18 protein-coding genes are annotated in these 23,202 nt (G+C 41.3%); 1 reads left to right on the forward strand and 17 read right to left on the reverse strand.

The features are described 5' to 3' along the window. Positions 1-161 precede the first annotated feature (161 nt). The 12 genes from KQI91_RS12240 to KQI91_RS12295 all read right to left on the reverse strand — a co-directional run bounded on the left by KQI91_RS12240 (position 162) and on the right by KQI91_RS12295 (position 12,639). On the reverse strand, positions 162-1,283 hold the full coding sequence (locus tag KQI91_RS12240) for a type II toxin-antitoxin system HipA family toxin (protein WP_216393064.1): 1,122 nt from the start codon (positions 1,281-1,283) through the stop codon (positions 162-164). Next, the gene (locus KQI91_RS12245; RefSeq protein WP_216393065.1) at positions 1,270-1,548 is read right to left on the reverse strand and encodes a helix-turn-helix domain-containing protein; all 279 of its coding nucleotides are present in this window, start codon (positions 1,546-1,548) and stop codon (positions 1,270-1,272) included. Before KQI91_RS12245 ends, KQI91_RS12240 begins: the two co-directional genes overlap by 14 nt. 149 nt (positions 1,549-1,697) lie before the next feature. Next, positions 1,698-2,912 (reverse strand): carboxynorspermidine decarboxylase, encoded by a 1,215-nt coding sequence (locus KQI91_RS12250; RefSeq protein WP_216393066.1) that lies wholly within the window; start codon positions 2,910-2,912, stop codon positions 1,698-1,700. After that, positions 2,912-4,171 (reverse strand): saccharopine dehydrogenase family protein, encoded by a 1,260-nt coding sequence (locus tag KQI91_RS12255; RefSeq protein ID WP_216393067.1) that lies wholly within the window; start codon positions 4,169-4,171, stop codon positions 2,912-2,914. The genes KQI91_RS12250 and KQI91_RS12255 overlap by 1 nt, the downstream gene beginning before the upstream one ends. Positions 4,172-4,224: 53 nt before the next feature. Next, the gene (gene speB / locus KQI91_RS12260; RefSeq protein ID WP_216393068.1) at positions 4,225-5,082 is read right to left on the reverse strand and encodes an agmatinase; all 858 of its coding nucleotides are present in this window, start codon (positions 5,080-5,082) and stop codon (positions 4,225-4,227) included. A 3-nt stretch (positions 5,083-5,085) separates the two neighbouring features. Next, positions 5,086-5,940 (reverse strand): polyamine aminopropyltransferase, encoded by an 855-nt coding sequence (gene speE / locus KQI91_RS12265; protein WP_216393069.1) that lies wholly within the window; start codon positions 5,938-5,940, stop codon positions 5,086-5,088. A gap of 5 nt (positions 5,941-5,945) precedes the next feature. Then, complete coding sequence (locus KQI91_RS12270) at positions 5,946-7,412, reverse strand: aminotransferase class I/II-fold pyridoxal phosphate-dependent enzyme (protein ID WP_216393070.1); 1,467 nt, start codon at positions 7,410-7,412, stop codon at positions 5,946-5,948. A gap of 679 nt (positions 7,413-8,091) precedes the next feature. Further along, positions 8,092-9,438 (reverse strand): MATE family efflux transporter, encoded by a 1,347-nt coding sequence (locus KQI91_RS12275; protein WP_216393071.1) that lies wholly within the window; start codon positions 9,436-9,438, stop codon positions 8,092-8,094. Then, positions 9,428-9,880: a MarR family winged helix-turn-helix transcriptional regulator gene (locus KQI91_RS12280; protein ID WP_216393072.1), complete on the reverse strand. Its 453-nt coding sequence runs from the start codon at positions 9,878-9,880 to the stop codon at positions 9,428-9,430. The genes KQI91_RS12275 and KQI91_RS12280 overlap by 11 nt, the downstream gene beginning before the upstream one ends. Before the next feature lie 200 nt (positions 9,881-10,080). After that, positions 10,081-11,064 (reverse strand): Rpn family recombination-promoting nuclease/putative transposase, encoded by a 984-nt coding sequence (locus KQI91_RS12285; protein WP_216393073.1) that lies wholly within the window; start codon positions 11,062-11,064, stop codon positions 10,081-10,083. A 254-nt stretch (positions 11,065-11,318) separates the two neighbouring features. Then, positions 11,319-12,131 (reverse strand): Cof-type HAD-IIB family hydrolase, encoded by an 813-nt coding sequence (locus KQI91_RS12290; RefSeq protein WP_216393074.1) that lies wholly within the window; start codon positions 12,129-12,131, stop codon positions 11,319-11,321. 40 nt (positions 12,132-12,171) lie between these two features. Then, positions 12,172-12,639 carry a DUF2798 domain-containing protein gene (locus tag KQI91_RS12295; protein ID WP_216393075.1) on the reverse strand — a complete coding sequence of 156 codons (468 nt, stop codon included), beginning with the start codon at positions 12,637-12,639 and terminating at the stop codon, positions 12,172-12,174. 274 nt (positions 12,640-12,913) lie between these two features. Between KQI91_RS12295 and KQI91_RS12300 the strand changes: the two genes are divergently transcribed. After that, complete coding sequence (locus KQI91_RS12300) at positions 12,914-14,494, forward strand: GxxExxY protein (RefSeq protein ID WP_216393076.1); 1,581 nt, start codon at positions 12,914-12,916, stop codon at positions 14,492-14,494. 608 nt (positions 14,495-15,102) lie between these two features. Here the strand turns inward: KQI91_RS12300 and KQI91_RS12305 are convergent. The 5 genes from KQI91_RS12305 to KQI91_RS12325 form a co-directional block, all read right to left on the reverse strand. Beyond that, positions 15,103-15,693: a hypothetical protein gene (locus tag KQI91_RS12305; protein ID WP_216393077.1), complete on the reverse strand. Its 591-nt coding sequence runs from the start codon at positions 15,691-15,693 to the stop codon at positions 15,103-15,105. Next, a complete protein-coding gene (locus KQI91_RS12310) occupies positions 15,694-18,129 on the reverse strand; it encodes a glycoside hydrolase family 3 C-terminal domain-containing protein (protein WP_216393078.1) in 2,436 nt (811 codons plus the stop codon). 27 nt (positions 18,130-18,156) lie between these two features. Beyond that, positions 18,157-21,018 (reverse strand): glycoside hydrolase family 3 C-terminal domain-containing protein, encoded by a 2,862-nt coding sequence (locus tag KQI91_RS12315; protein ID WP_216393079.1) that lies wholly within the window; start codon positions 21,016-21,018, stop codon positions 18,157-18,159. 141 nt (positions 21,019-21,159) lie between these two features. Then, positions 21,160-22,467, reverse strand: coding sequence for an ATP-binding protein (locus KQI91_RS12320; RefSeq protein ID WP_216393080.1), 1,308 nt, complete (start codon positions 22,465-22,467; stop codon positions 21,160-21,162). Positions 22,468-22,494: 27 nt separating this feature from the next. Further along, positions 22,495-23,199 (reverse strand): LytR/AlgR family response regulator transcription factor, encoded by a 705-nt coding sequence (locus KQI91_RS12325; RefSeq protein WP_216393081.1) that lies wholly within the window; start codon positions 23,197-23,199, stop codon positions 22,495-22,497. Between the last annotated feature and the right edge of the window lie 3 nt (positions 23,200-23,202).

Here is a 23,202-nt window from a genome sequence, read left to right on the forward strand (position 1 = left end):
ACAGGTAATTACAAACTTATTATATCGGTTATAGCGAAAAATGCAACTCCCCAAAACGGCATTAACCCATGCAAATATAAGAAATATGTCAGATGCGGAAGTTACCTTTTCATATAACCTTTTTAGTTTTTTTGTGATCTCGCAATTTTTGTTAAATATTTTTACAGATACTCCCCAAGCATTTGAAAAACACACGCCTGTATCGTATCTATAATTTTCTCACAATCGCTCTTTTTCATTCCTGCCGCAATACCTACTGCCAGAAGTTCTTTCCTGCCTGGATTTCGTCCGTTTCCGTCAACTGTGGTTGTATGCTCTCCATAATAAGTATTACTGTAAGTGAGATCATACGCCGGACTTAGTCTCCATTGATCATTTGTTTCGTCATATAAATATGTGAAATTCTTTGAATGGTCATCTCGGTTATGTGCAAACACATTAAAACACATGCGTCGAAACATATTCTCCACATCTTCATTATTATCTCTGGTCAGAATCTTTGTAAGTTTCATCAGACTGTGATAATCCAAACTCGGCTGTTCAAAATCCAGTTCCAGAAGTGCAGCTGCCGTCAGCATATGAACTCTTCTTCCATCAGCCTCTCTGTCAAATCGTCTGATTCCAAAGTATCCTTTACATTTTTCAGATGGAAACAATCTCGTTTCACTCATTGTAATACCACATTTTATGGCACAACAGGAATAATCATATTCCATCTTCCCCGCATCTTTTCCATCTACATGTGCAGGAAATTTTATAATCCAGTCTTTCTGATCAATTGTCGTCATGATTTTTGGTCTGGCACCGCCGCTGGTGCCACCAAGTCGATATAATTCATCCAGTTTTTCTGAGTATTCCGTATTTAATATTTTTTCGCATTCTTCTGCCAGCTCATCCAAATTTACATGATCATGCTGTTGCGAAAGACTTTTTTCCGGATAATATGTCAATGCTCCCATTCCAGACTTGCCGACTATTGCCAATCGGTCCAAAACTGTCAATTCATCTGGATTCTGCTTATGCGCTCGAAGCAATCGATTTAATAATAATCTACCCCAGTTATCAGGAAGACTGTCTGCAAAAACTCCAAAAAGTCCGTCAAAATAATCCTTTTGAGGAACAAATACCTGCTTTTTCAATGGCAGAGAAAAAGGACTGATTGAAAATCCATTTTTCAGCCATTCATCACCATACTGAAATGCCGCCTTATGATCAGCTGTCATTGCCAGTGTTCCTACAGGTCTTTCGTCATAGTATACCTGTAGTACATTACCTTGTCTCATTTATGACCTCCTGAATGTCCTTGTAAGGTACTACCGTAAAAAGATTTCTGAGTTCATCTGCTATATCCAGTGCAATAGCAATCTTTGTGAGGGATATCAGTGAAATCTGTCCTGAAGTCTCAAATCTTTTGATTGAGCCATAGCTTACCCCACTCATAGAGGCCAGTTTCTCCTGAGAGATAGAACGACGCTTCCTGATATTCCTTACTCTCTGTGCAAGTTTCTGATCAAGTTCCTCTGCTGTTTCCCATACAAACTGTTCCATATCTCCACCTCTTTACTGCTAATATTTTATCCAAAATATTTGTTTTTTATCAGAATTGGATAATATATTATATATAGTTATATTATCATTTATACACTTCAGATACAACCTTTTGTTCTTAACTAAAAAAGGTGATATGGATGAGACTGTTATCTGCGGCTTCCGAGCCTTGCTTTAAAATCTGCATAGCCAAAATCTGTCAGCTTCTGCATACTGCGGTCAGCGTGTCGGAGCCAGATATCTGGAAGTGCCATTCCATTAAATGTATTATTCTTACAGGTTGTATAGATAGCCATGTCTCCAAACAAAAGGAGATCACCATACTCTGGAAGCCGTCTGAATCCATAGTCTCCGATCACATCCCCGGACAGACAGGTCGGACCTCCCAGACGAACTGTGATTTCTCCTGCTTCTGGTTCATCTGCTCCAAGGAGAGGTGGGCGATACGGCATTTCCAGAACATCTGGCATATGGCAGGCTGCACTGGCATCTGTAATTGCGATCCATCTCTCTCCGTTCTTTAAAACATCCAACACACTGGTCAGAAGAAAACCTGCGTTCAATGCCCATGCCTCTCCCGGTTCAAGATAAACCTCTGCATTCCATTCTTTCTGGGCCAGTCGAATACAGTGTTCAAGTCGTTCAATGTCATAACCTGGTCTTGTAATATGATGCCCGCCTCCAAAATTGATCCATTTTACTCTGGAAGCCAGATCACCAAAATGCTCCTTTACAGAAACAAGTGTTGTCTCCAGAGCATCTGAATCCTGCTCACACAGTGTATGAAAATGAAGTCCGTCCAGAAGCTCCAGAAGTTCCGGATTTTTTTTGTACGCTTCATCCCACTGTGCCCTTGTCGTACCCATTCGGCTTCCTGGTGCACAGGGATCATAGATCTCATGCCCTTCCTGCGTTGAACATTCCGGATTGATTCGAAGTCCTACGCTCTTTCCGGCATCTTTTGCCATCTGTCCAAAGCGAAGAAGCTGAGACGGAGAATTAAATACAATATGATCCGCATAGCGAAGCAGTTCCTCAAATTCATCTGCCCGGTATCCGGCGCAGAACACATGAACTTCTTTTCCCGGCATTTCCTCAGCACCAAGTCTTGCTTCAAACAGTCCACTGGCTTCTGTCCCCGCAAGATATGGCTCAAAAAAGCGATAACAGTCGTAATTACTGAATGCCTTCTGTGCAAGAAGCATGCGACATCCCGTTCGTTCTGCTATTTCTCCGAGCAGTTTTGCATTTTTTATAAGAGTTTTTTCATCCAGGATATAGCAGGGCGTTTTTATATTCTGAAATTCCGGGGGAATGTATCCCCCGGTAGATGCAAATGGAGCTCTTTTATCCGGTCCTTCCATCAGTCTACAAGCTCCGGATCATAGCTTTCACTGCGCGGAAGACCATAACGGTCAAGTGCATCCAGGAATGGATCCGGATCAAATTCCTCTACTGTATATACACCTGGTCTGATCCATTTCCCTGTCAGCATCATGAGTGCTCCACACATTGCAGGAACACCTGTGGTATAGCTGATCGCCTGGCTTCCGACTTCATGATAGCATTCCTGGTGATCACATACATTATAAATATAATAAGTTTTTTCCTTACCATCTTTTTCTCCGGTAAAGATACATCCGATATTTGTTTTTCCCTTGGTACGCGGTCCAAGGCTTGCCGGATCCGGAAGCAGTTCTTTCAGGAACTGAATCGGGACAATTTCCTGTCCATTGTACTGGATCGGTGTTGTAGAAAGCATTCCCACATCTTCAAGACAGCGCATATGATCCAGATAGCTCTGTCCAAATGTCATAAAGAAACGAATACGTTTTACACCCGGGATTGTTTTTGCAAGAGATTCAATCTCTTCGTGATGAAGCAGGTACATATCTTTATCCCCCACCTGATCAAACTTGTATTCTCGCTTGATCGTCATCGGAGGGATTTCCACCCAGTGTCCATTTTCCCAGTAACTTCCCGGTGCACTTACTTCACGGAGATTGATCTCCGGGTTAAAGTTCGTTGCAAATGCATATCCATGATCTCCACCATTGCAGTCCAGAATATCAATAGTCTCTATCTGGTCAAATTCATGCTTTAATGCGTATGCACAGTATGCCTGTGTAACACCCGGATCAAATCCACAGCCAAGCAGAGCTGTAAGACCGGCATCTTCAAATTTTTTACGATATGCCCACTGCCAGGAATAATCGAAATATGCAGAAAATCCTTCTTCCCTGCAGCGTTTTTCGTAAATTTCACGCCACTTCGGATCATCCGTATCTTCCGGTTCATAGTTGGCTGTATCCATGTAGTTTACTCCACATGCCAGGCACGCATCCATAATGGTCAGATCCTGATATGGAAGTGCAATATTCATTACCAGATCCGGTTTATAACTATTGATCAGTTCGATCAGCTGATCTACATCGTCTGCATCAACTTTTGCTGTAGTAACAACTGTTTTTGTTTTTCCTTTCAGTTTTTCTGCAAGTGCATCACATTTCTCTTTTGTGCGGCTTGCAATGCACAGTTCTGTGAATACCTCATCTGCCTGACAACATTTCTGAATTGCTACACTGGCTACTCCTCCGCAGCCGATTACAAGTACTCTGCTCATGATTTTTCTCCTTTTATTTTTATATCAGTTGTTTTCCAACTACTGTCGTTTTATTATTCTGCAATTGCCAGAAGCAGCTCCCGAAGCACCTTACATGCTGTTGCAGTCGAAACGCCGCTTGTATCCAGCGCAGGTGCCAGTTCATTGACATCTGCTGCTACCACATTTGCCGTGGATACTGTACGGATGGCCCCAAGAAGTTCTGTAAAACTTACGCCGCCAGCCTCCGGTGTTCCTGTTCCCGGAAATACTGATGGATCCAGACAGTCCAGATCAATGGTGAAATATACCGGAACCTGTTTTTCTCTCAGTTCTTTGACTGTCTCTTTCAGTCCATCGAATGTAAACGGATGAATATCTGTATGTTGTGCGGCAAACTGAAATTCTTCCCGTTCTCCACTTCGGATGCAGAACTGATGAATACGATTATCTCCCAGAAGTTCATGACATCTTCGAAGAACGCAGGCATGGCTTAACTTTGCACCCAGATAATCGTCTCTCAAATCTGCGTGTGCATCAAAGTGAATGATATGAAGTTCCGGATATTTGTCAGCTACGGCACGCACTGCTGCCAGTGTCACCAGATGCTCCCCTCCCAGAAGCAGCGGAAATTTACCGGCTTCCAGGATCTCCCTTGCTCTCGCTTCGATGTCTGCAAGTGCCATTTCGCTGCTGCCAAAGCAAAGTTCCAGGTCCCCGCTGTCAAATACCTGGATATCCATAAGGTCTCTGTCCTGATACGGACTGTAAGTTTCCAGTCCAAAACTTTCATGCCGCATGGCAGAAGGGCCAAAACGTGCACCTGGACGAAAACTTGTTGTAGAATCAAAAGGCGCACCATAAAGGACAATGGATGCTTCCTCAAAGCTGCTCTCACAGCCGATAAAAGTCTCTATATTTGGTAAGATCATTGATTACTCCTCTACTTCCTTCAGCATGTCTTCCAGAAATGCCGGAAGATAAAATGCTCCTTTGTGAAGTCTTGTTGTATAGTAACGTGTACGAAGATTTAATGCATTCCATGCCTCCGGATCCAGATCATCAACCGGATGATATTTTTTGCTTGCGAATCCAAACAGCCAATAACCTGCGGCGAATGTCGGAATATGTGCCTGATAGACCCGGCTGATCTGGAATGTGCTTGCAATCCTCTTGTGGCTGCGCTGCATGGCATGTGCATCTTCTGCATAAAACGGACTTCCCTGCTGATTGACCATAATTCCATCCTCTTTCAGCGCATTATAACAGTTACCATAAAATTCACGGGTAAACAATCCTTCAGATGGTCCAAACGGATCAGAAGAATCCACGATAATAAGATCATACTTTGCTTCACAGCGCCGGATAAAGCGCAGTGCATTTTCGTAATGAAGATGTACTCTCCGGTCATCCAGTCTGCATGCATTCCCCGGAAGATATGCCCGGCAGGCTTCTACAACCATTGGATCCATCTCTACCAGGTCAATATGCCGTACTCTGTCATATCTGGTCAGTTCACGGACAACTCCTCCATCTCCGGCTCCGATCACAAGGATGTCTTTTGCTTCTTTATGAATAGCCATCGGTACATGCGTGATCATTTCATCATAAATAAATTCATCACGTTCTGTAAGCATTACATTTCCATCCAGTGTCAGTACACGGCCAAACTCCGGAGTCTCAAAAATATCAATTCTCTGATAATCACTCTGTTTCGAATAAAGCTGACGGTTTACTCGAATGCTGTGCTTAACATCCGGTGTATGAAATTCTGAAAACCACATTTCCATTGTCATTACCTCCCTGTCAGAACATTCAGTTTCAAAATATCCGGATCTTCCGGACCGGTCATATTACAGCCCTTCGCTTTTGCATATTCAATATAGTCCAGAATTTCTGCCGTGATCCGTTCACCCGGCGCAAGGATCGGGATTCCCGGCGGATAGCACATCACAAATTCACTACAGACCTTTCCTTCCGTTTCCCTGAGCGGCAGACTGCATTTTTCAGCATAAAAAGCTTCCTGCGGGCTGGTCACTACCTGTGGATCAATATATTCCTGACTCAGAAGTCCCGAGCCGTCTGTCTGGAAGCGTCTGCGGATCTCTGCGAGTGCACTCACCAGTCGTTCTACTTCCTGTGCACGGTCTCCGATGGAGAGGTATGCCAGAATGTTTCCAATATCACCAAACTCAATCTGAATATCGTATTCATCCCGGAGAATATCATAAACCTCAATTCCGGCAAGTCCGATATCCAGGGTATGTACACTTAATTTTGTAATGTCAAAATCAAAAACTGAATTTCCATTCACCAGCTCTTTTCCAAATGCATAGTAGCCGCCTATGGCATTGATCTCTTCTCTGGCATATTCTGCCATATCTGCAACCTGATGAAAGATCTGGCGGCCGCGCTGTGCAAGATTTCTCCTTGAAATGTCAAGACTTGACATCAGAAGATAACTTCCGGAAGTTGTCTGGGTAAGATTGATGATCTGACGCACATAACCTGCGTGAACTGCCGGTCCTGTCAGAAGAAGGCTTGACTGTGTAAGACTGCCTCCGCTCTTATGCATGGATACAGATGCCATGTCCGCACCTGCTGCCATAGCAGAAACCGGAAGGCCTCCTCCAAAATAAAAATGTGTCCCATGGGCTTCATCTGCCAGGCACAGCATTCCTGCATCATGTGCCATTTTTACAATTGCTCTTAGATCACTGCATATTCCATAATAGGTTGGATTATTTACCAGCACTGCAACTGCCTTTGGATGCTCTTTTATTGCTTTTTCCACCTGCTCCCGGCGCATTCCCAGAGAAATTCCAAGTCTCTGATCTACTTCCGGATTTACGTAGACCGGTATTGCCCCGCACAGAACAAGTGCATTCAGGACACTTCTGTGAACGTTTCGCGGCAATATGATCTCATCACCACGTTTACAGGCAGTCAGTACCATTGTCTGGACTGAGCTTGTTGTGCCTCCTACCATCAAAAATGCATGTGCAGCCCCAAACGCATCCGCAGCCAGTTCCTCTGCCTCTCTTATTACCGACACCGGATGGCAGAGATTGTCCAGAGGCTTCATACTGTTAACATCCACCCCTACACATTTCTGTCCCAGAAATTCTGTCAGTTCCGGATTACCCCTTCCACGTTTATGACCAGGTACATCAAATGGTACCACCCTCATCCGTCGAAAAGTCTCCAGAGCCTCATGGATTGGTGCATGATTCTGGTTCATCTTAAAACGACTTCCGTTCATTATTCCTCCATTTCCAGTTTCCTTTGTCTCAACCCATAATCGACACTTTTACAGACTGATCAGAAGAACAAAGCGGACAAGTCCGCTTCAAACTCCCTGAATCCCTCAATCTTTGAGGGACTTGCTACGCTTTGCGCGCTAGATGCAGTCTGCTTTAGCAGACATATTCCAAATGCATCTAGTCGCATCCCCGCGGAGCGTTTTTTTGCGTTATTGGAACATTACGGAGTAATTTCCTATAACGTAAAAAAAAGCAGGCCGGGCACTAAGCCACAAACCTGCTTCGATCTGTATTCATCTGTTTTATTTCTGACTGTAGCAGAAAAGCCGCTGCCCTTCTGTCAGTTTTACAATAAAACTTCTGGATTATGCATGTCAGAGTCTATATAGCAATCATACTTTTACTACTCTTATTGACCGTTTCACAAGTCTGCGCATCTGGCGCATCTCGGTTATCAAAGGAACCTACTTATAAAATTTGAGCTTCTAACTCAATCAATAAGGTAACCAAAGTTACCATTCTCGGCAGTGGACCCGGCTGTCCGTATGGCCTTAACCCCAGACGGGGTGGTCCAAATCAATTGCTTTGAAAAGACTCTGTCTAGTACTCTGCTTCTTCGTCTTTCAAAATCGCATCTATCATATCATGCATAGAAAAAGCTGTCAATGATTTCAAAATCTAATTTGCCCTTTTCTTCTCAGCATGATCCAGATACATAAAAAATCCTACATTCAGAATAATTCCTGTCACTGTTGCAATCGGCGCAGCCAGACCAATCTTTGTCAGGCTTGCGTTTGGCTGGATACTCATAAAATATGCCAGCGGCAGACGTACCAGAAGTGTCTGGATCAAACCCTGGGCCATAACCCAGACTGTCTTATTATTTCCATTGAAATAACCAACCATACTGAACATGATCGCTGTCACGATTGTTTCCGGTGCAAATCCCTTCAGATAGTCATATCCATTCTGGATAACGGCTGCATCTGTTGAGAAAAATCCTGCCAGCATATCTCCCTTAAACATGACAAGAAGGAATACCAAGCAGCCGACAGCCAGTCCTACTCCAATTCCTGTAAACATGGACTGTTTCGCACGTTTTGTCTTGCCCGCTCCTACATTCTGGGAAACGAAAGATGCCATGGACTGCATCAGCGCACTTGGTACCAGCATCGCAAAGTTTACGATCTTGCAGGCAACACCGTAACCGGAAGAAGCCTCCAGTCCGAGTCGGTTGACAAACGCACAGAGTGCCAGGAAAGAAACCTGTGTCAGAAATTCCTGCAATGCCAGCGGAAGACCGATCTTGAGGAATTTTTTGCACTGTGGATTCAGGCGGAAATCTTTCTTTGTGATCTTAAATGGAAGATCTTTTTTGATCAGAAGGATAACCGCAAATACAACGCTGAGTGCCTGTGCAGAAACAGTTGCGATCGCTGCACCTGCTGCATCCATATGAAGTCCTGCAACCAGCACCAGGTCACCGATCACGTTGACGATACATGCCACCAGGACAAACAACAGCGGTGATTTGCTGTCTCCCAGTCCACGGAAGATCGCAGACAAAAGGTTATAAGCTACAATAAAAAAGATGCCACTTCCGCAGATCCGTACATAACTGGATGTCAGGTCAACGGCCTCTACCGGTGCCTGCATCAGCACGGAAATCGGACGTGCAAAACATACCATTACAACAAAAAGTCCAACGGAGATCATGGTGAACACGATCGCCGCTCCACCGATGACTGCACCGATCTGTTCCGGTCTCTTTTCGCCTAAGTAACGGGCGATCAGAACTGTGATACCCATTGCAAACTGGATTACTACGAACGTAACCAGATTGAGCACCTGGCTTCCTGTTGAAACTGCCGAAAGTCCGGATGTTGAACCAAACCTTCCTACTACCAGCAGGTCAACTGCACCATATGCCGCCTGCAGGATCAATGCACCAAGAACGGGCATCATAAAGGCGACCAGTTTTTTCAAAATACTTCCCCGCGTAAAATCTGCTTTATCATTTGTCATAATGATTCCTCCTCTCGCACATGATCTGGTAAAATTTCTCGATGGTACGAATCATACAGTCTGCATCTTCCTCTGAAATATCATTCAGCTCCACAGACAATACCCCGAAGTAATTCTTATCATACTTACGGAAAAGATTCCAGCCCTCTTCTGTGATGGATATGTAAGTAACACGTCCGTCATCCGGGGATGCGATCTTGCGGAGATAGCCTTTTTTCTCCATCTCCTTGACTGTTCTGGTCACTCCCGGACGCGGAATGTTCAGCTCATCACTGATATCAGATACTTTTACATGAACATCCTGTTTCTCCAGCGACTGGATCACATCCAGATACTGAATATAAGACGGCATCACACCCTGAGGCAGCGGCGGCAGCATCTCCCTGATCCGCTTCGCCTGATAACATGCATCAAGCATCTCCTTGATTTTCTTATTGGTCATGTTACATTCTCCCTATATAGTTATCTCTGTTAATTACCTTTGATAATTATATAGGGATTTGAGGATTTGTCAAGAACTATCGAGCAAAAAAATATCGCTTTACCATCACTTAGACAGCAAAACGATATTTCCTTACTTACATCTTTTGATTCGGTTTGTTTCCATTTTTAGCTTTGTTGATATGATACGGTGTTTCTATATTACTTCTGTTCCTGAATTTCTAACAGCTTCCTGAGACGCTTAACTTCCTCTTCGAGTGCATCTGCGCGCTGTTTCTCTTCCTCTGCTCGTTGTTTTTCTCTCGCAGTATTTCTTTTTAAAGCCCCTATATCTATTTCTTCCATATTCTCAAACAGATATCCCCTGGCATTTTCTCCTGTTCCGCCCCTCATCTTTCGGGAATTCTCACTCAGTACTTTCATCTTCATTAGTAAATACCACAGTATCTTCTTATAGACTTCCTTTTTCTCATCTGATGCATCCACATAAGGAGAATTCACCATTGCCTCAGTAACATTTCGAAATCCCTCAATATCTTCTGAAGATTGTATTTTATTGGTCAGCATTACCAGTGACATTTCGTCATGCTTCTTGCTGAGTTCCTCATTTGTATATTTGTTCAAACTCACTACCTGATATGTAAAGTCCGGAATATACTCAGCCATTTCCTCAGAAAAATCAATCCTGTCTTTCAGATGCAGCCCTGCTGTCCACTCTTTCTCCCCTTCATAATATACAATTGGAATAATCAGTGGATAACGAAAATTTTTCCGTCGACTGCTTCCCTCCTGGATTTTATTCTGAGTCGCTTTATACTCCTGCCAGATCACACACATATATCGAAGCAACTGCATCGCCACATCGTAATCGATATCACTTTTGTGCTCAATCAATGACAATACGTATACTTCTCTTTCTATTGTGCCATCCATTCTACGGATATATACCTTCTTGATTGTATCCGCTTCAAATTCTACACCCAGAAATGCCTGATATTTCTGAGACACATCTTCAATGTCCTCTGGCATTACATTGGATAATAATGGAATATTCGTATAGTTTCTTAAGAACTGGCTCGTCAACATGTCGTTCTTAAAAATCTCCCGGCTGTTTGCATTTCTGACATGCATTTCCGGCTGGTAGCTCGTATTCTTTTCTCTTTTGTCCTGTGATGCTTTTTCCATTCTGCCTCCTCGCTGGAAACAAATCACAGATCAAAAGATATTTGTAACTGTTCAGTCCCCTCACAGTTACGAGACAAAATGCATTCCAAAGCACCTTTGGTGATAGCGTTTTGTCTTGTATGTCTCGGGATTTTGGCAAAATATGCCAAAACGCCTCGCGGGATACTACCTACTGAATAGTTACAGATATTTACAGTTTTATTTTAACATGGAGATTTTGAAGGAACAACTGAAACTTTCCTAAAATATCCAGACTATCCCTCTATTCCAATGAGTCCTGCCCTGATAAGTCCTTTATAAATACCATCCTCATCATTGCTGGCCGTTACATTTTGGAAGCGTTTTTGTAGTTCTTCCGGGGCGTTTCCCATCAGGAATGGCTGGGCTACTGTTTCAAGCATTTCGATATCATTATAGTTGTCCCCAAATGCAATGGTAGCCTCCAGCGGGATATCCCACAGCTTGCACAAAGTCTTTACTGCACTGCTTTTGGTTACACCTGTTGGCATGATTTCGAGCAGGATATCCGAAGATTTTGCGATAGATAAGGCAGGAAATGCTTCTTTCAATTTCTGTTCAATATCAAGGATACAGTCAGGATTGCACATACAGAGAATCTTTCCGATGTCTGCATCATCGTCCAGCATATCAACAGTCCCTTCCACTGCCATTGCATGTACGATGTTTTCTTCCCGTATAACTCGCGGATCTTTTTTGTCTTTTACAATCCAGGTATCCATAGAATAAATATTCCAGGTACAGTCGAAATCGTTTTTTTCTATAAAGTCAATAACATCTTTTGCGACCTTGCGCGAAACTCCTTTGGAGTAAAGAACCTTCCTGTTTTCATCCAGGATCAATGCCCCACTGTAAGAGATAACCGGCGATCTAAAATCATATTCTTCCTGGATCGGATAGATACCAGAAGGACTCCTGGCTGAAATAATAACAAATGGAATATCCCGCTTCTGCAGTGCTCTGATCGAAGCAAGAGTATTTGGCAAAAGCTGATGTTCACTGTTAAGAAGAGTTCCATCGACATCACTGAATACGATTTTATAAGTCATGATTTTTCCTCCGTTGATTTTGATGTTTATAATTTCCCCGTCAGGCGTTTGCTTCTCTGAAAATTATTCGGAAGATCAGTCTTACAAGCGGTCCGACAAAAAACACCTGCAGGCAGAGTGCCACCGGGAAACACAGGAATGCAAGCTGTATCCACTGACAGAACCATGCGGACGTAAATCCATTATGAAAAAATGTAGCAAAAAGGGTAATACATGGCACGATCAGGCAGACTGTGAAACACTGAATTGCCAGAACCAGAAAAATCGGTTTGTCCACACCAGGCGTAATGATCCGAAAAGCAAGCTTCTGCGCAAGTCGTGTGATCACAAAAAAGATCAGCAGAAAGACGATCACATATTCCACCCACATTTCCCGTATCGCAAGGGCAAATACGCTATAGCCCAATCCACCGAATTTCATGGCAATCGTGTAAACGGTCATACAATACACCATACAGAATACCATCATTGCGGTAAAAATACTACTTTGAAATTTTGTTTTTGGCATAATACTCTCTCCTCTTTTCCGAAATAAAAAACGACATTAAATCCGTCGCAGCTATCAGACAGGAGCCGCGACAATATTTAATGTCGTTTTGTTATTTCAATATTTAATTTTTTTGAATCAGCGAAACTGATTGTAGCATATTTTTTTCATGCGTGCAAATGAAAAATTTGATTATATCATTTTCGTAAAATGCTTCATTTAGCATATTGTACTTCTAATACCCGAATGCTAAAATGAAATGAGTACATTCTAATATATTGAGGGAGGATGCCAGATGCCAAAGCGTTTTTGTATTACAGGAACCTGTATCCCGGAAAAAAATTATATGGTAGATATTTCTGATCGAATTGACCGAATCATACAGGACTACATTGAAAACGGCAAGTATTTTACAATTAATCGTGCACGTCAATATGGAAAAACAACTACGCTTTATCTACTGGAGCGTCGGCTTCAGAAGGACTATATTGTTCTGAGTCTGAGTTTTGAAGCCGCTGATGAATATTTCCACTCTCTGGAAACTCTGGCTGAGGGATTGGTTTTAGATATAGGAGAATGTCTGCAAAACCAGCGAGTCTCTGAAGACATTCTTGCAGAATGGAACAGACCTTTATCAGAAAAATTTCCGATGCGTTCTTTAGGTATGAAAATCAGTACTTTATGCAGATCTTCTCACAAAAAAATTGTTCTTATGATCGATGAAGTTGATAAAAGCTCAGATAATCAGATTTTTTTATCTTTCCTGGGATTATTAAGGGACAAATATCTGAAATGGCAACAGGGAAAAGACGAAACATTTCAGTCAGTCATCCTGGCTGGTGTTTATGATGTAAAAACATTAAAATTAAAGCTTCATCCCCAGGAGGAAACAAAATATAACAGTCCATGGAATATAGCTGCTGATTTTCAGATAGATATGAATTTCAATTGTAAGGATATCTCATCTATGTTGAAAGAGTATGAATCTGAATATCATACAGGAATGAATATTTCTGAAGTTTCTGAATTAATATATGATTATACCTCCGGATATCCATATCTGGTATCCAGAATATGTCAGATCATCGATGAAAGACTGGCAGGTACAGATACTTTTACCAATAAATCTGCCTGGACAAGAAGTGGTGTACTCACTGCAATAAAAATCCTGTTAAAAGAACCAAATACCCTGTTTGACGATCTGACAAAAAAATTACTGGATCATCCTCAGTTAAAAGAAATGCTCCAGAACATCCTTTTTGGCGGGATAGATTTTCCTTACAAAAGAGAAACTCCTATCATCGACCTGGGCGTTACATTTGGATTTTTGAAAGATAAAAACGGAATCGTCGCCGTTTCCAACAGAATATTCGAAACTCAGCTCTATGATATGTTTCTTGCTGAAATGGCTGTGAATAATAAACTGTACATGGAAGCATCTACCAATCGTAGCCAGTTTGTAGTATCAGGTATGCTGCAGATGGATCTGGTCATGCAGAAATTTTATGAATACTACGAAGAAATATATGCCGACAATGATCAGAAATTCATAGAAGAAAATGGCAGAAAACTGTTTTTACTTTACCTGAAACCTATTATCAATGGAACGGGAAATTATTATATAGAATCAAGAACCAGAGATAATCGCCGGACAGATATCATTGTAGATTACAAAGGAAAACGCTTTATCATTGAACTAAAAATATGGCGTGGAAATGAATATCATATGCGTGGTGAACAACAGTTGTTTAAGTATCTTGATTATTACAAAGAAGAAAAAGGCTATTTATTGAGCTTTAATTTTAATAAACACAAGCAAAGTGGTATTCAGGAATTAGAGTATAATGGTAAACGAATACTGGAGGTAATTGTGTAAATTTATATTCCCAAATTTTCTCTTAATACAAAAGACAGCATGTTATCAGATAATACTTTTGATAATATGCCGTCTTTTTCTTTTCACTGTCATCATTTCTTTTTGAATGGTCTGACTGCAACCAAGTTGCCTGCAATCAACAGAATCGTGATCACCCGCGAAATCGGAAATGCACTGTACAGAACTTCCGGTTTCGTATGTATACGAAAAACTGTGCAGATCCAGATAATGCGGAATGCACATGATACGGGTACATGCATTTTGGATAACCTCTGGTTCCGTCGAAAACAGCCCAGAAAAGCCTGTTTGAAACAAAATGATCGGTTCAATGATCACAAGACTGAATAATGTAGAGGATATCAGACAGCACTGCAGAAAGATTATCCCGGTATTGATTACGAAATGCTCTAGTAAAACGACATTCTCTTACTCTATCATTCCAAGATTTCAATTCCTGCTTCATAAAAATACCATCTCCCTGTTCTTACTTACCGACAACACTTTTTATAAAGCTAAAGATCCTGAACAGACACATATACCATAGCGTATATATCCGTTCGGGATCATAAGGGGGAGAGTTATTTTATTTTATTTTGTTTTGTATTATTTTATTTCGCTTCGCCTTCTGGAAAGATAATCTTAAAAACAAAGAAAAAGATTACCATGGACACTCCACCGGTGATTACTGTTACCAGCAGATTATAAACTGCCGGTGCTACATAGGCAGATGCAATCGGCATCCACAGATTATTGAAGCCATTGCAGATCAGTGAGATCACCACCCATGCAATAAAATACCATACTGCCTGATATACTGGATTTCCATGACTTTTAAATGTAATATTTCTCTGAAGCGGAAAATTGATACATTGTGCAAGAAATGAGCCCAATTCATAGCTGATAAAGTATCCCAGACCACCACCGATCAGGACATTACCTGCTGTGTCATACAGTACATTATATCCCAGAAGACTCCATGTAAATTTTACTCCAAACAGATTCGTTGAAACTTTCGGCCACATAAATTCTGTTCCTGCCAGCCCAGTTCCAAGAAGCCCCGGTAAAAACGTAAACACAAGATACTGGAATATTGTCACTCCCATGCTGAATACAACAAAATAAAAAATCTGATACAGCCATTTGGCAAGTGATGGATGCTTTTCTTCAAAGCAACTCCAGAATTTCTTAATATTGCTCATCTATGCTTCCCTCCCGGCTTCTTTCAGCATTTTTTCATACTTTTTGTTATTCTTCCTGTTTCTGAAATAGCCACCTATTATTTTTCGCAGGCCTTTCAGCATATGACCATTCACAGCATCAACCATACCGTACACCATTTCCATACTCACTGCTCCACCAGTCATCTTGGCAATCCCACGAAATGGCATATTATAGATAAAAAGAATATTCAGATCCGGCTTTCCCTGCTCTTCACTCTTCTTTTTCATTTTTGTAAGGTATTTATATACCAGTCTCGCAAGACGACTTTTCGCATAATACATCTGGCAGATTGCATCATTGATTTCCAGGTTTCCACTCCATTTTCCATCCGGTATCTCATGTCCAAGAAGCTCTTGAAATTCTTCATCTGATACTTTCTGTATGATTCCTGTATAATAATAGGGCATTTTTGCCGGATTATACGGATATCCCACATTATTTCCTGTGCGTTCAATCATACCTGTCAGACGAATATCCGCAACGCTGGTCCCTATCATAATCTGATAAACTCCTGTTTCAATTTCCCATTGCCCCGTTTTTATATTCCAATAACGAAAAGTTTTGTCGTCAAATGGAATCCGAATCTGCTTACTTTCTCCTGCTTTCAGATAAACTTTTGCAAATCCTTTCAACTCTTTCTCCGGTCGGAACACAATTGCATTCGGAAGTCCCACATACATTTGAACAACTTCAGAACCATCTCTGTCACCTGTATTGGTAATCGTAACTTTAATTCCATCCTCTTCCACTACAAGATCAGAATACGTAAATTCCGTATAAGAAAGTCCAAAACCAAACGGATACTGCACCCGCACTTTTGAGGTATCATAATAACGATATCCAACATAAATGCTCTCTCGATATTCTGATGTTCTCTCATTACCTGGATAATAGCGAAATGCCGGTGTATGTTCATAAGATACAGGATATGTTTCTGCCAGCCTTCCTGATGGATTTACTTTTCCGGTCAGAATATCCAATGTTGCTGAAGCACCTGCCTGTCCGTTCAGGTAACCATGCAGAATTGCTTTGCAACAAGTGTGCCATGGCATTTCTATTACAGATCCTGCACTGAGTATTCCAATGATATTTTCATTTACTTTGCTGATATCCTGCAGAAGATCAATCTGGTTTTGTGGTATTCTCATATGTGTTCTGTCCAGTCCTTCTGATTCACTGATCTCATCAAGACCAAAACAGAAAATCACAACATCTGCATTTGTCGCCAGATTCAAAGTAAATTTCCTGTCGTTCTCATCAAAATCTCCATTTCTCTGATATCCTCTTGTCATCCCCAGAATATTCAGATCATAACGTTGAGAAATCAGTGAAATGTCCTCAACTCTGGTTGGATTTACCATTGAGGAACCAGCACCCTGATATCTTGGTGCAAAAGCAAAATCGCCAATAATCGCAACTGATTTTTTATGATTCAACGGAAGAATCTGATCTTCATTTTTCAGAAGGATCATACTCTCTGCTGCCGCCTTCCGCGCAAGTCTGTGATGTGCTTCCTGATCAAATCCCTGACTGGCATATGTCTTTTCAGATGCCAGCTCTATTATCGCGTTCAGCAGTTCATCAACTCTTTCATCAAGTTCCTGTTCTGTAAGACTTCCACTCTGAACAGCAGCAATCACTTCTCTTGCAGAATCATATCCACAGGCAGGCATTTCCAGATTGGAACCGGCGGCAACGCCTTTTACATGATCGTTACTGCCACCCCAATCTGTTATAACAATTCCATCAAATCCCCATTCTTTCCGCAGAATGTCTGTCAGGAGATGCTTATCCTCATTTGCATAAACTCCATTAATCTGGTTATAACTGCTCATGATTGCCTTTGCATGTCCCTCTTTAACAGCTATCTCAAAGCCAGTCAGATAAATTTCTCTTAATGTTCGTTCGTCAACAACCGCATCCATTGCCATCCTTCGAAGTTCCTGACTGTTTACTGCCAGATGCTTTGGACATGCATAAACTCCCTTACTCTGAATTCCGCGAATATACGCTGCTGCCATTTTTCCGGAAAGAAACGGGTCTTCAGAAAAATATTCAAAATTTCTTCCACATAATGGGCTTCTCTTAATATTCAGTCCTGGTCCAAGCAGAACATTCACATCCATACTTGCAGCTTCTTCTCCCAGTGCCTGTCCGATTTCTTCTCCCAGTGCCTGATTCCAGCTGTTTGCAATCGTTGCTGCCGTAGGGAAACAAGTTGCTTTCAAAGAAGCATTCAAGCCCAGATGATCTCCCGCTCCGGCCTGTTTTCTCAACCCATGAGGCCCATCAGAAAGAAAGATGGACGGAATGGAAAGTCTGTCAATCTCTCTGGTCTGCCAGACAGTTTTTCCACTAAGGATAGCCGCTTTTTCTTCTATTGTCATCTTTTCAACCAGTTTTTGCTGTTTCATAACTGTCTTCCATCCCGCTTTCATCTTTTATTCTGCATTTTTTCTTTTCTTATATCCTTTGATAACCAGTACTTCCATTCCTACTGCAAGAAGTGCCACTACAATATCAATACCAATTCCTGCCTTTTTCCAGTTTTCCATACCTGCATCTTCATGCTCACCGTCATAAGCCCAGCTGCTGACAACTGTATACATAACATTTTTGCATGCATTTCTCATCTGAAGTACAGAAGTCGGATGATTTGGATCTGCTACATTGTTTGCATCTCCATTGAAAGTAGACAGCATTGCATCTACACCATTTGCCAGAGCTGCATCTGCATTCATAAATCCATGTCCATTATTTCGGAAGAAATCTGTAAGCGCCATTCCTCTGAATCCCCATTCATCTCTGAGAACAGTATTCATAAGATTACTGCATTCTCCAGTCCATTTATCTCCAAGGAAACTCCAGGAAACCATAACTGCATTTGCGCCTCCCTGTTTTACAGAAATTTCAAATGGTTTCAGATAAATTTCACGGATTGCCTGCTCATTTGACCAGACACTTACCATCTTTGCATTTCCTTCATACAGTGCAAAATGCTTGATGTAAGAATAAACTCCATATTTTCTTGCACCTTCTACTGCCTTTGCACCCATATTTCCTGCAAGAACTCCGTCTTCTGAGAAATATTCATAGTTTCTTGCTCCAAATGCAGTTCTGTGAGTATTCATACCTGGTGCATACCAGCCCTCTGCACCCATTTCCTGACTGATCTTGCCCATGCATTCACCCCAGGTCTGTGCAAGGTCTTTGTTCCATGTTGAAGCAATTACAACTTCAATCGGAAAACCAATAGAACCAACTCCTGTAAAATTGTTATTAATTGCTGCCGGTCCATCGAAATCAAGTGTGGCCACTTTTCCAACAGAATCCATTGCTGCTGTCTGGTAACCAGCCATTGCGATCATATTTGCCATTTCGTCAACAGTAAGCTGATCCAGAAGTTCTTCCCAACGCGGATCGTCATAATCCGCATCACGCATATCAGCTAATGTAAGTCCATTATCTGCCCCTGTTGTTGGCATTACATCGTCGTCATTAAGGTATGTGGTCTTATCAAAATTGCTGTTCAGGTGATATTCTGAAACATATGGTTCACCAAGGTCTGTAGATGTCGGTGCAGCTGTTGCCTCTTCATAATTTGCAAAATGATCTGCACGTGACAGATATGTCACATCTCCTTTTGCATCTTCAAATACATTTGTTGCTGCAGTGTCATCAGATGCTCTCTTATTTTCGCCTGTATATACCACAGTGTCATCTACAGTATAAGTTTTCTGATCTAACACAGTATGTGAATCGCTGTTAATAGAAATCACATAATCTCCTTTTTCGAGGACATACGCTTCTGCGTCATTCTCATCATAAGATGCCATATCTTCTACATCAAATGTAACTGTGACTGTCTGAGAATCTCCTGGCTGAAGCAGATCTGTTTTTGCAAACTCGATCAGATTTGCAGAAGATTTCTCAATTCCACCATTCGTATACGGTGGATTATAATACACTTCTACTACATCTTTTCCCGCAACATCTCCGGTATTGGTTACTTCTACATCAACAGAAATCTGTCCGTCTTTTTCTTCCAGATCTCCCATCTTCTGTTCAAATTCTGTATAACTCAGGCCATATCCAAATGGATACTGTACTGTTTTATCGTAATCGATAAAGCCTTCCTGTGCTGCTGTTTCATAATACTTGTACCCTACATAGATGCCTTCTACATAGTTTGTAAATGCCGGAGCATACACCTGTGGAGTTCCTGCATTCATTCCTTCAACTGCCATATCTGCCAGGTTGGTATATTCAATCTTTTCTCCATTGTTCCACCATGGAGCAGTTGTCATATCATAAATAAATGTATCCGGTGTTTTTCCAGAAGGATTTACTTCACCGGAAAATACTTTTCCAAGTGCATTAAATCCAACATTTCCAGTTCCTGGGCACCATACAACAGATTTAATCTGCGGATAATCATCCGTAAATCCAAGTTCAAACTGGTTTGCACCATTATAAATGACAATAACATCATCAAAATTATCGCAAACCATGTCTACCATGTCCTTTTCTGTCTGGGAAAGCTGTAAATAATGCTCTCCTTCCGGGAAGTCGTCATATTCGCCAGAATTATTGTCATATGCTGCTTTGCTTACATCCATAGGAATATCATTGTGACCTTCTCCGGCTTTTCTTGAAAGAACCACAACTGCTACATCAGAATATTCTTTTGCATTTTCAATAAGTTCATCACTGTATGTATCTGCCGGTGGCTCCGGTAATGTCCAGCTCTGTTTCTGAATTGACATTTCCGGATTATCTGCACCGTAATTATTATAAAAATCAACCAGATCCTGATTAATGGAAAATCCTGCATTTTCAAGTCCCTGATTCAGGCTGACAATATCATACAGATCATTGATTCCTCCTGAACCGGCTCCACCATAAGCCGGGTTAATAGATTCCCATCCAAAGATATTCAGTTTTTTCGTTTCATTTAATGGAAGAAGTTTTTCATTCTTCAAAAGAACAATTCCATCCTCCATAATCTCTTCTGCTACTTCTGCTGTTTCTGCATTGGTTTCATCACTTAAAGTTCCATTTCCTGTTGCCAGTCCGATCAACGTAGACATTGGTCCAAAACAGATCATGTTCACGCAGGTAACGACTGCAAGAAACATTGCAATCGCAGCTTCTCCCCTTACCAGAAATTTTCTGTCCCGGGACATTTTACGGCATGCAACCATAATTACAATTCCGATTACAAGTGCAGCAATAATACCGATAATATACGGTTTGCACAACTGTAGTACCGCCAGAACATCTTCCATTTCAACACTGATCATTCTCTTCTCCTCCTTTTTATCTGTCCTGCAATTTCAGGAACTGTTTCCTGTTGACCTTACTATATCATATCTTTTTCATCGTGCCGATTTTGGCACAAGATGCAAAAATACGGCATGAAATGCAAAAAAACACCCAGAGCATTACAACGCTCTGGGTAAAAGAATCTTTAGTTCAAACCAGTTCTGATTCACTCCAAAGTCCACAGAACCATTATATTTTTCCACAACTGTGCGAATGCTTTTTAATCCGAATCCATGGTTTTGCCGATCTGCTTTTGTTGTTGTGATCAGATCATTTTCATTTTTCTGAATTTTATCTTCACAATAGTTTTCTATTTTAATAAAAACAAAACTCTTTTTTGCAGATACCGTCAGATGAATCAGTCTTTTTTCAGCTTCCGGTATCATAATGACATGTTCAATTGCATTATCCAGTGCATTCCCGAAAACAGAACATAAATCTGTCACATGCATAAAGTCCAGTAACTTACCGTCAGCCACACAGGTAATCTGTATATGATTTTTTCGGCAGTGAAAAATTTTGGCTGCCAGAATTGTATCCAGTACCTGATTTCCTGTCTTGCTCATATTTTCAAATGCAGAAACCTCTTCTTCCATGGCATCAATCCACTTCTTACGTTTTTCCTCATCCGATTCGGCACGAAGTGCTGTGATCTGATGCTTCAGATCATGATATTTCATCTGTATAAGATCCAGACTGTCCTGATAGTTGCGATACTGATCATATTGACTTTTCAGAATCACATTCATTGCTGAAAGTTCTTTTTCAGCAACATACTCACTGATTCTGCTCTGATAAGCATGCAGAATTGCAATCCCTCCAAAATCAACCAGCGTTCTCATTGAAAAAATATCTGCCCGTTCCTTACTTGCAAATGGCGCATTTTCATTCAGAAAACTCAGATTACTGAATGAAAAAATCGTAACTGCCATGATTGCCGCCGCTGCAACTTCCTTCACGGTCATCTGCTGGAGATAGTCCTGCTTCAGAAAATCTTTTTCCAGATAAATATCAATAGCAAAGCAGCCACCAAAAACAACTATCGTAATCAAAATTTCAACCCAGATACTCTGAGTTCCCTGTGCCTGTACAATAGATACAATCTGCCACTGTAACGAAGCAACAAACTCTGCCAGTACGAACGCCCTAGCACAACAGTAACCCGCTCCAAGAGGCTTCATATTTCCTCCCAACAGAAGAAATACATACATCATAGCAACAGCAATCGCCATACAGGGAATCCATAAAACCTCCGATACATTACCTGTCACAGTCAGAAAAACGCACTGTACTGTCAGCATAAGCAAAGCACCAATAAGAAAATGTGCAGATTTCATTTTTTCCCTTTTCAACATATAGAGATAAACCAGACACGCTCCCCACTCTGCAATTGCTGTATAGATTCTTGGAATATCCTGGTATAACATAACTTTCCCCCTATCTGTCCTGCAAAATTAATCCATGTTCAGATTTTGCAAAAGCAGATTCATAAATTCTTTTTTTCTGGTTCTGCTGACTGGTATATGAAGCCCATGAATCACACAATCAGAACCGACAATTCCTTCTACATGATTCATATTCACCAGATATCCCTTGGCACATCGGAAAAAATTATGTACAGTCAGTTTCTCTTCCAGTTCCTTTAATGTAATCCTGGAAGTGTAATCTCCCTTCGCAGTATGAAAAACTGCATTATGCCCCTGTCCTTCAATAAAATAAATATCTGCGATATCTGTTTTTACAATTCCTTCCCCTATTGGAATTGTAAGAAATTCTTTTGTTTCGGAACGAATACGTCCAATTGCCTTATCCAGCTTCTGCGAAAACGAAAAATATTCTACAGGTTTTACTACATAATCCATTGCATCTACTTCATATCCCCGTACTGCATATTGAATCATATTAGTAATAAACATGATAATTACTTTCTGATCCATCTGACGGATTTTTTCCGCTGCTGTCATACCATCCATAAATTGCATCTGAATATCCATCAGAATAATATCAAAACCACCGCTGTAGTTTTCAGTTATGTCTTCTCCATCACCAAATACTGTAATCTTTATTGCTTTTCCTTTTTCGCTCTGATATTTCTGGATATATTCCGTCAACTGTTTTACATAGATTTCTTCATCTTCTACAATCGCAATCTGTATCATCCT

Source organism: Blautia sp. MSJ-19, from assembly GCF_018918125.1.
In the GTDB taxonomy this organism is placed as follows: Bacteria; Bacillota; Clostridia; order Lachnospirales; family Lachnospiraceae; genus Blautia_A.

Excerpts from the sequence above, each read along its gene's own strand:
- KQI91_RS12240 (WP_216393064.1), bottom strand. The coding sequence starts at position 1,283 with ATGAGACAAGGTAATGTACTACAGGTATACTATGACGAAAGACCTGTA.
- KQI91_RS12245 (WP_216393065.1), bottom strand. The coding sequence starts at position 1,548 with ATGGAACAGTTTGTATGGGAAACAGCAGAGGAACTTGATCAGAAACTT.
- KQI91_RS12250 (WP_216393066.1), bottom strand. The coding sequence starts at position 2,912 with ATGGAAGGACCGGATAAAAGAGCTCCATTTGCATCTACCGGGGGATAC.
- KQI91_RS12255 (WP_216393067.1), bottom strand. The coding sequence starts at position 4,171 with ATGAGCAGAGTACTTGTAATCGGCTGCGGAGGAGTAGCCAGTGTAGCA.
- speB (WP_216393068.1), bottom strand. The coding sequence starts at position 5,082 with ATGATCTTACCAAATATAGAGACTTTTATCGGCTGTGAGAGCAGCTTT.
- speE (WP_216393069.1), bottom strand. The coding sequence starts at position 5,940 with ATGGAAATGTGGTTTTCAGAATTTCATACACCGGATGTTAAGCACAGC.
- KQI91_RS12270 (WP_216393070.1), bottom strand. The coding sequence starts at position 7,412 with ATGAACGGAAGTCGTTTTAAGATGAACCAGAATCATGCACCAATCCAT.
- KQI91_RS12275 (WP_216393071.1), bottom strand. The coding sequence starts at position 9,438 with ATGACAAATGATAAAGCAGATTTTACGCGGGGAAGTATTTTGAAAAAA.
- KQI91_RS12280 (WP_216393072.1), bottom strand. The coding sequence starts at position 9,880 with ATGACCAATAAGAAAATCAAGGAGATGCTTGATGCATGTTATCAGGCG.
- KQI91_RS12285 (WP_216393073.1), bottom strand. The coding sequence starts at position 11,064 with ATGGAAAAAGCATCACAGGACAAAAGAGAAAAGAATACGAGCTACCAG.
- KQI91_RS12290 (WP_216393074.1), bottom strand. The coding sequence starts at position 12,131 with ATGACTTATAAAATCGTATTCAGTGATGTCGATGGAACTCTTCTTAAC.
- KQI91_RS12295 (WP_216393075.1), bottom strand. The coding sequence starts at position 12,639 with ATGCCAAAAACAAAATTTCAAAGTAGTATTTTTACCGCAATGATGGTA.
- KQI91_RS12300 (WP_216393076.1), top strand. The coding sequence starts at position 12,914 with ATGCCAAAGCGTTTTTGTATTACAGGAACCTGTATCCCGGAAAAAAAT.
- KQI91_RS12305 (WP_216393077.1), bottom strand. The coding sequence starts at position 15,693 with ATGAGCAATATTAAGAAATTCTGGAGTTGCTTTGAAGAAAAGCATCCA.
- KQI91_RS12310 (WP_216393078.1), bottom strand. The coding sequence starts at position 18,129 with ATGAAACAGCAAAAACTGGTTGAAAAGATGACAATAGAAGAAAAAGCG.
- KQI91_RS12315 (WP_216393079.1), bottom strand. The coding sequence starts at position 21,018 with ATGATCAGTGTTGAAATGGAAGATGTTCTGGCGGTACTACAGTTGTGC.
- KQI91_RS12320 (WP_216393080.1), bottom strand. The coding sequence starts at position 22,467 with ATGTTATACCAGGATATTCCAAGAATCTATACAGCAATTGCAGAGTGG.
- KQI91_RS12325 (WP_216393081.1), bottom strand. The coding sequence starts at position 23,199 with ATGATACAGATTGCGATTGTAGAAGATGAAGAAATCTATGTAAAACAG.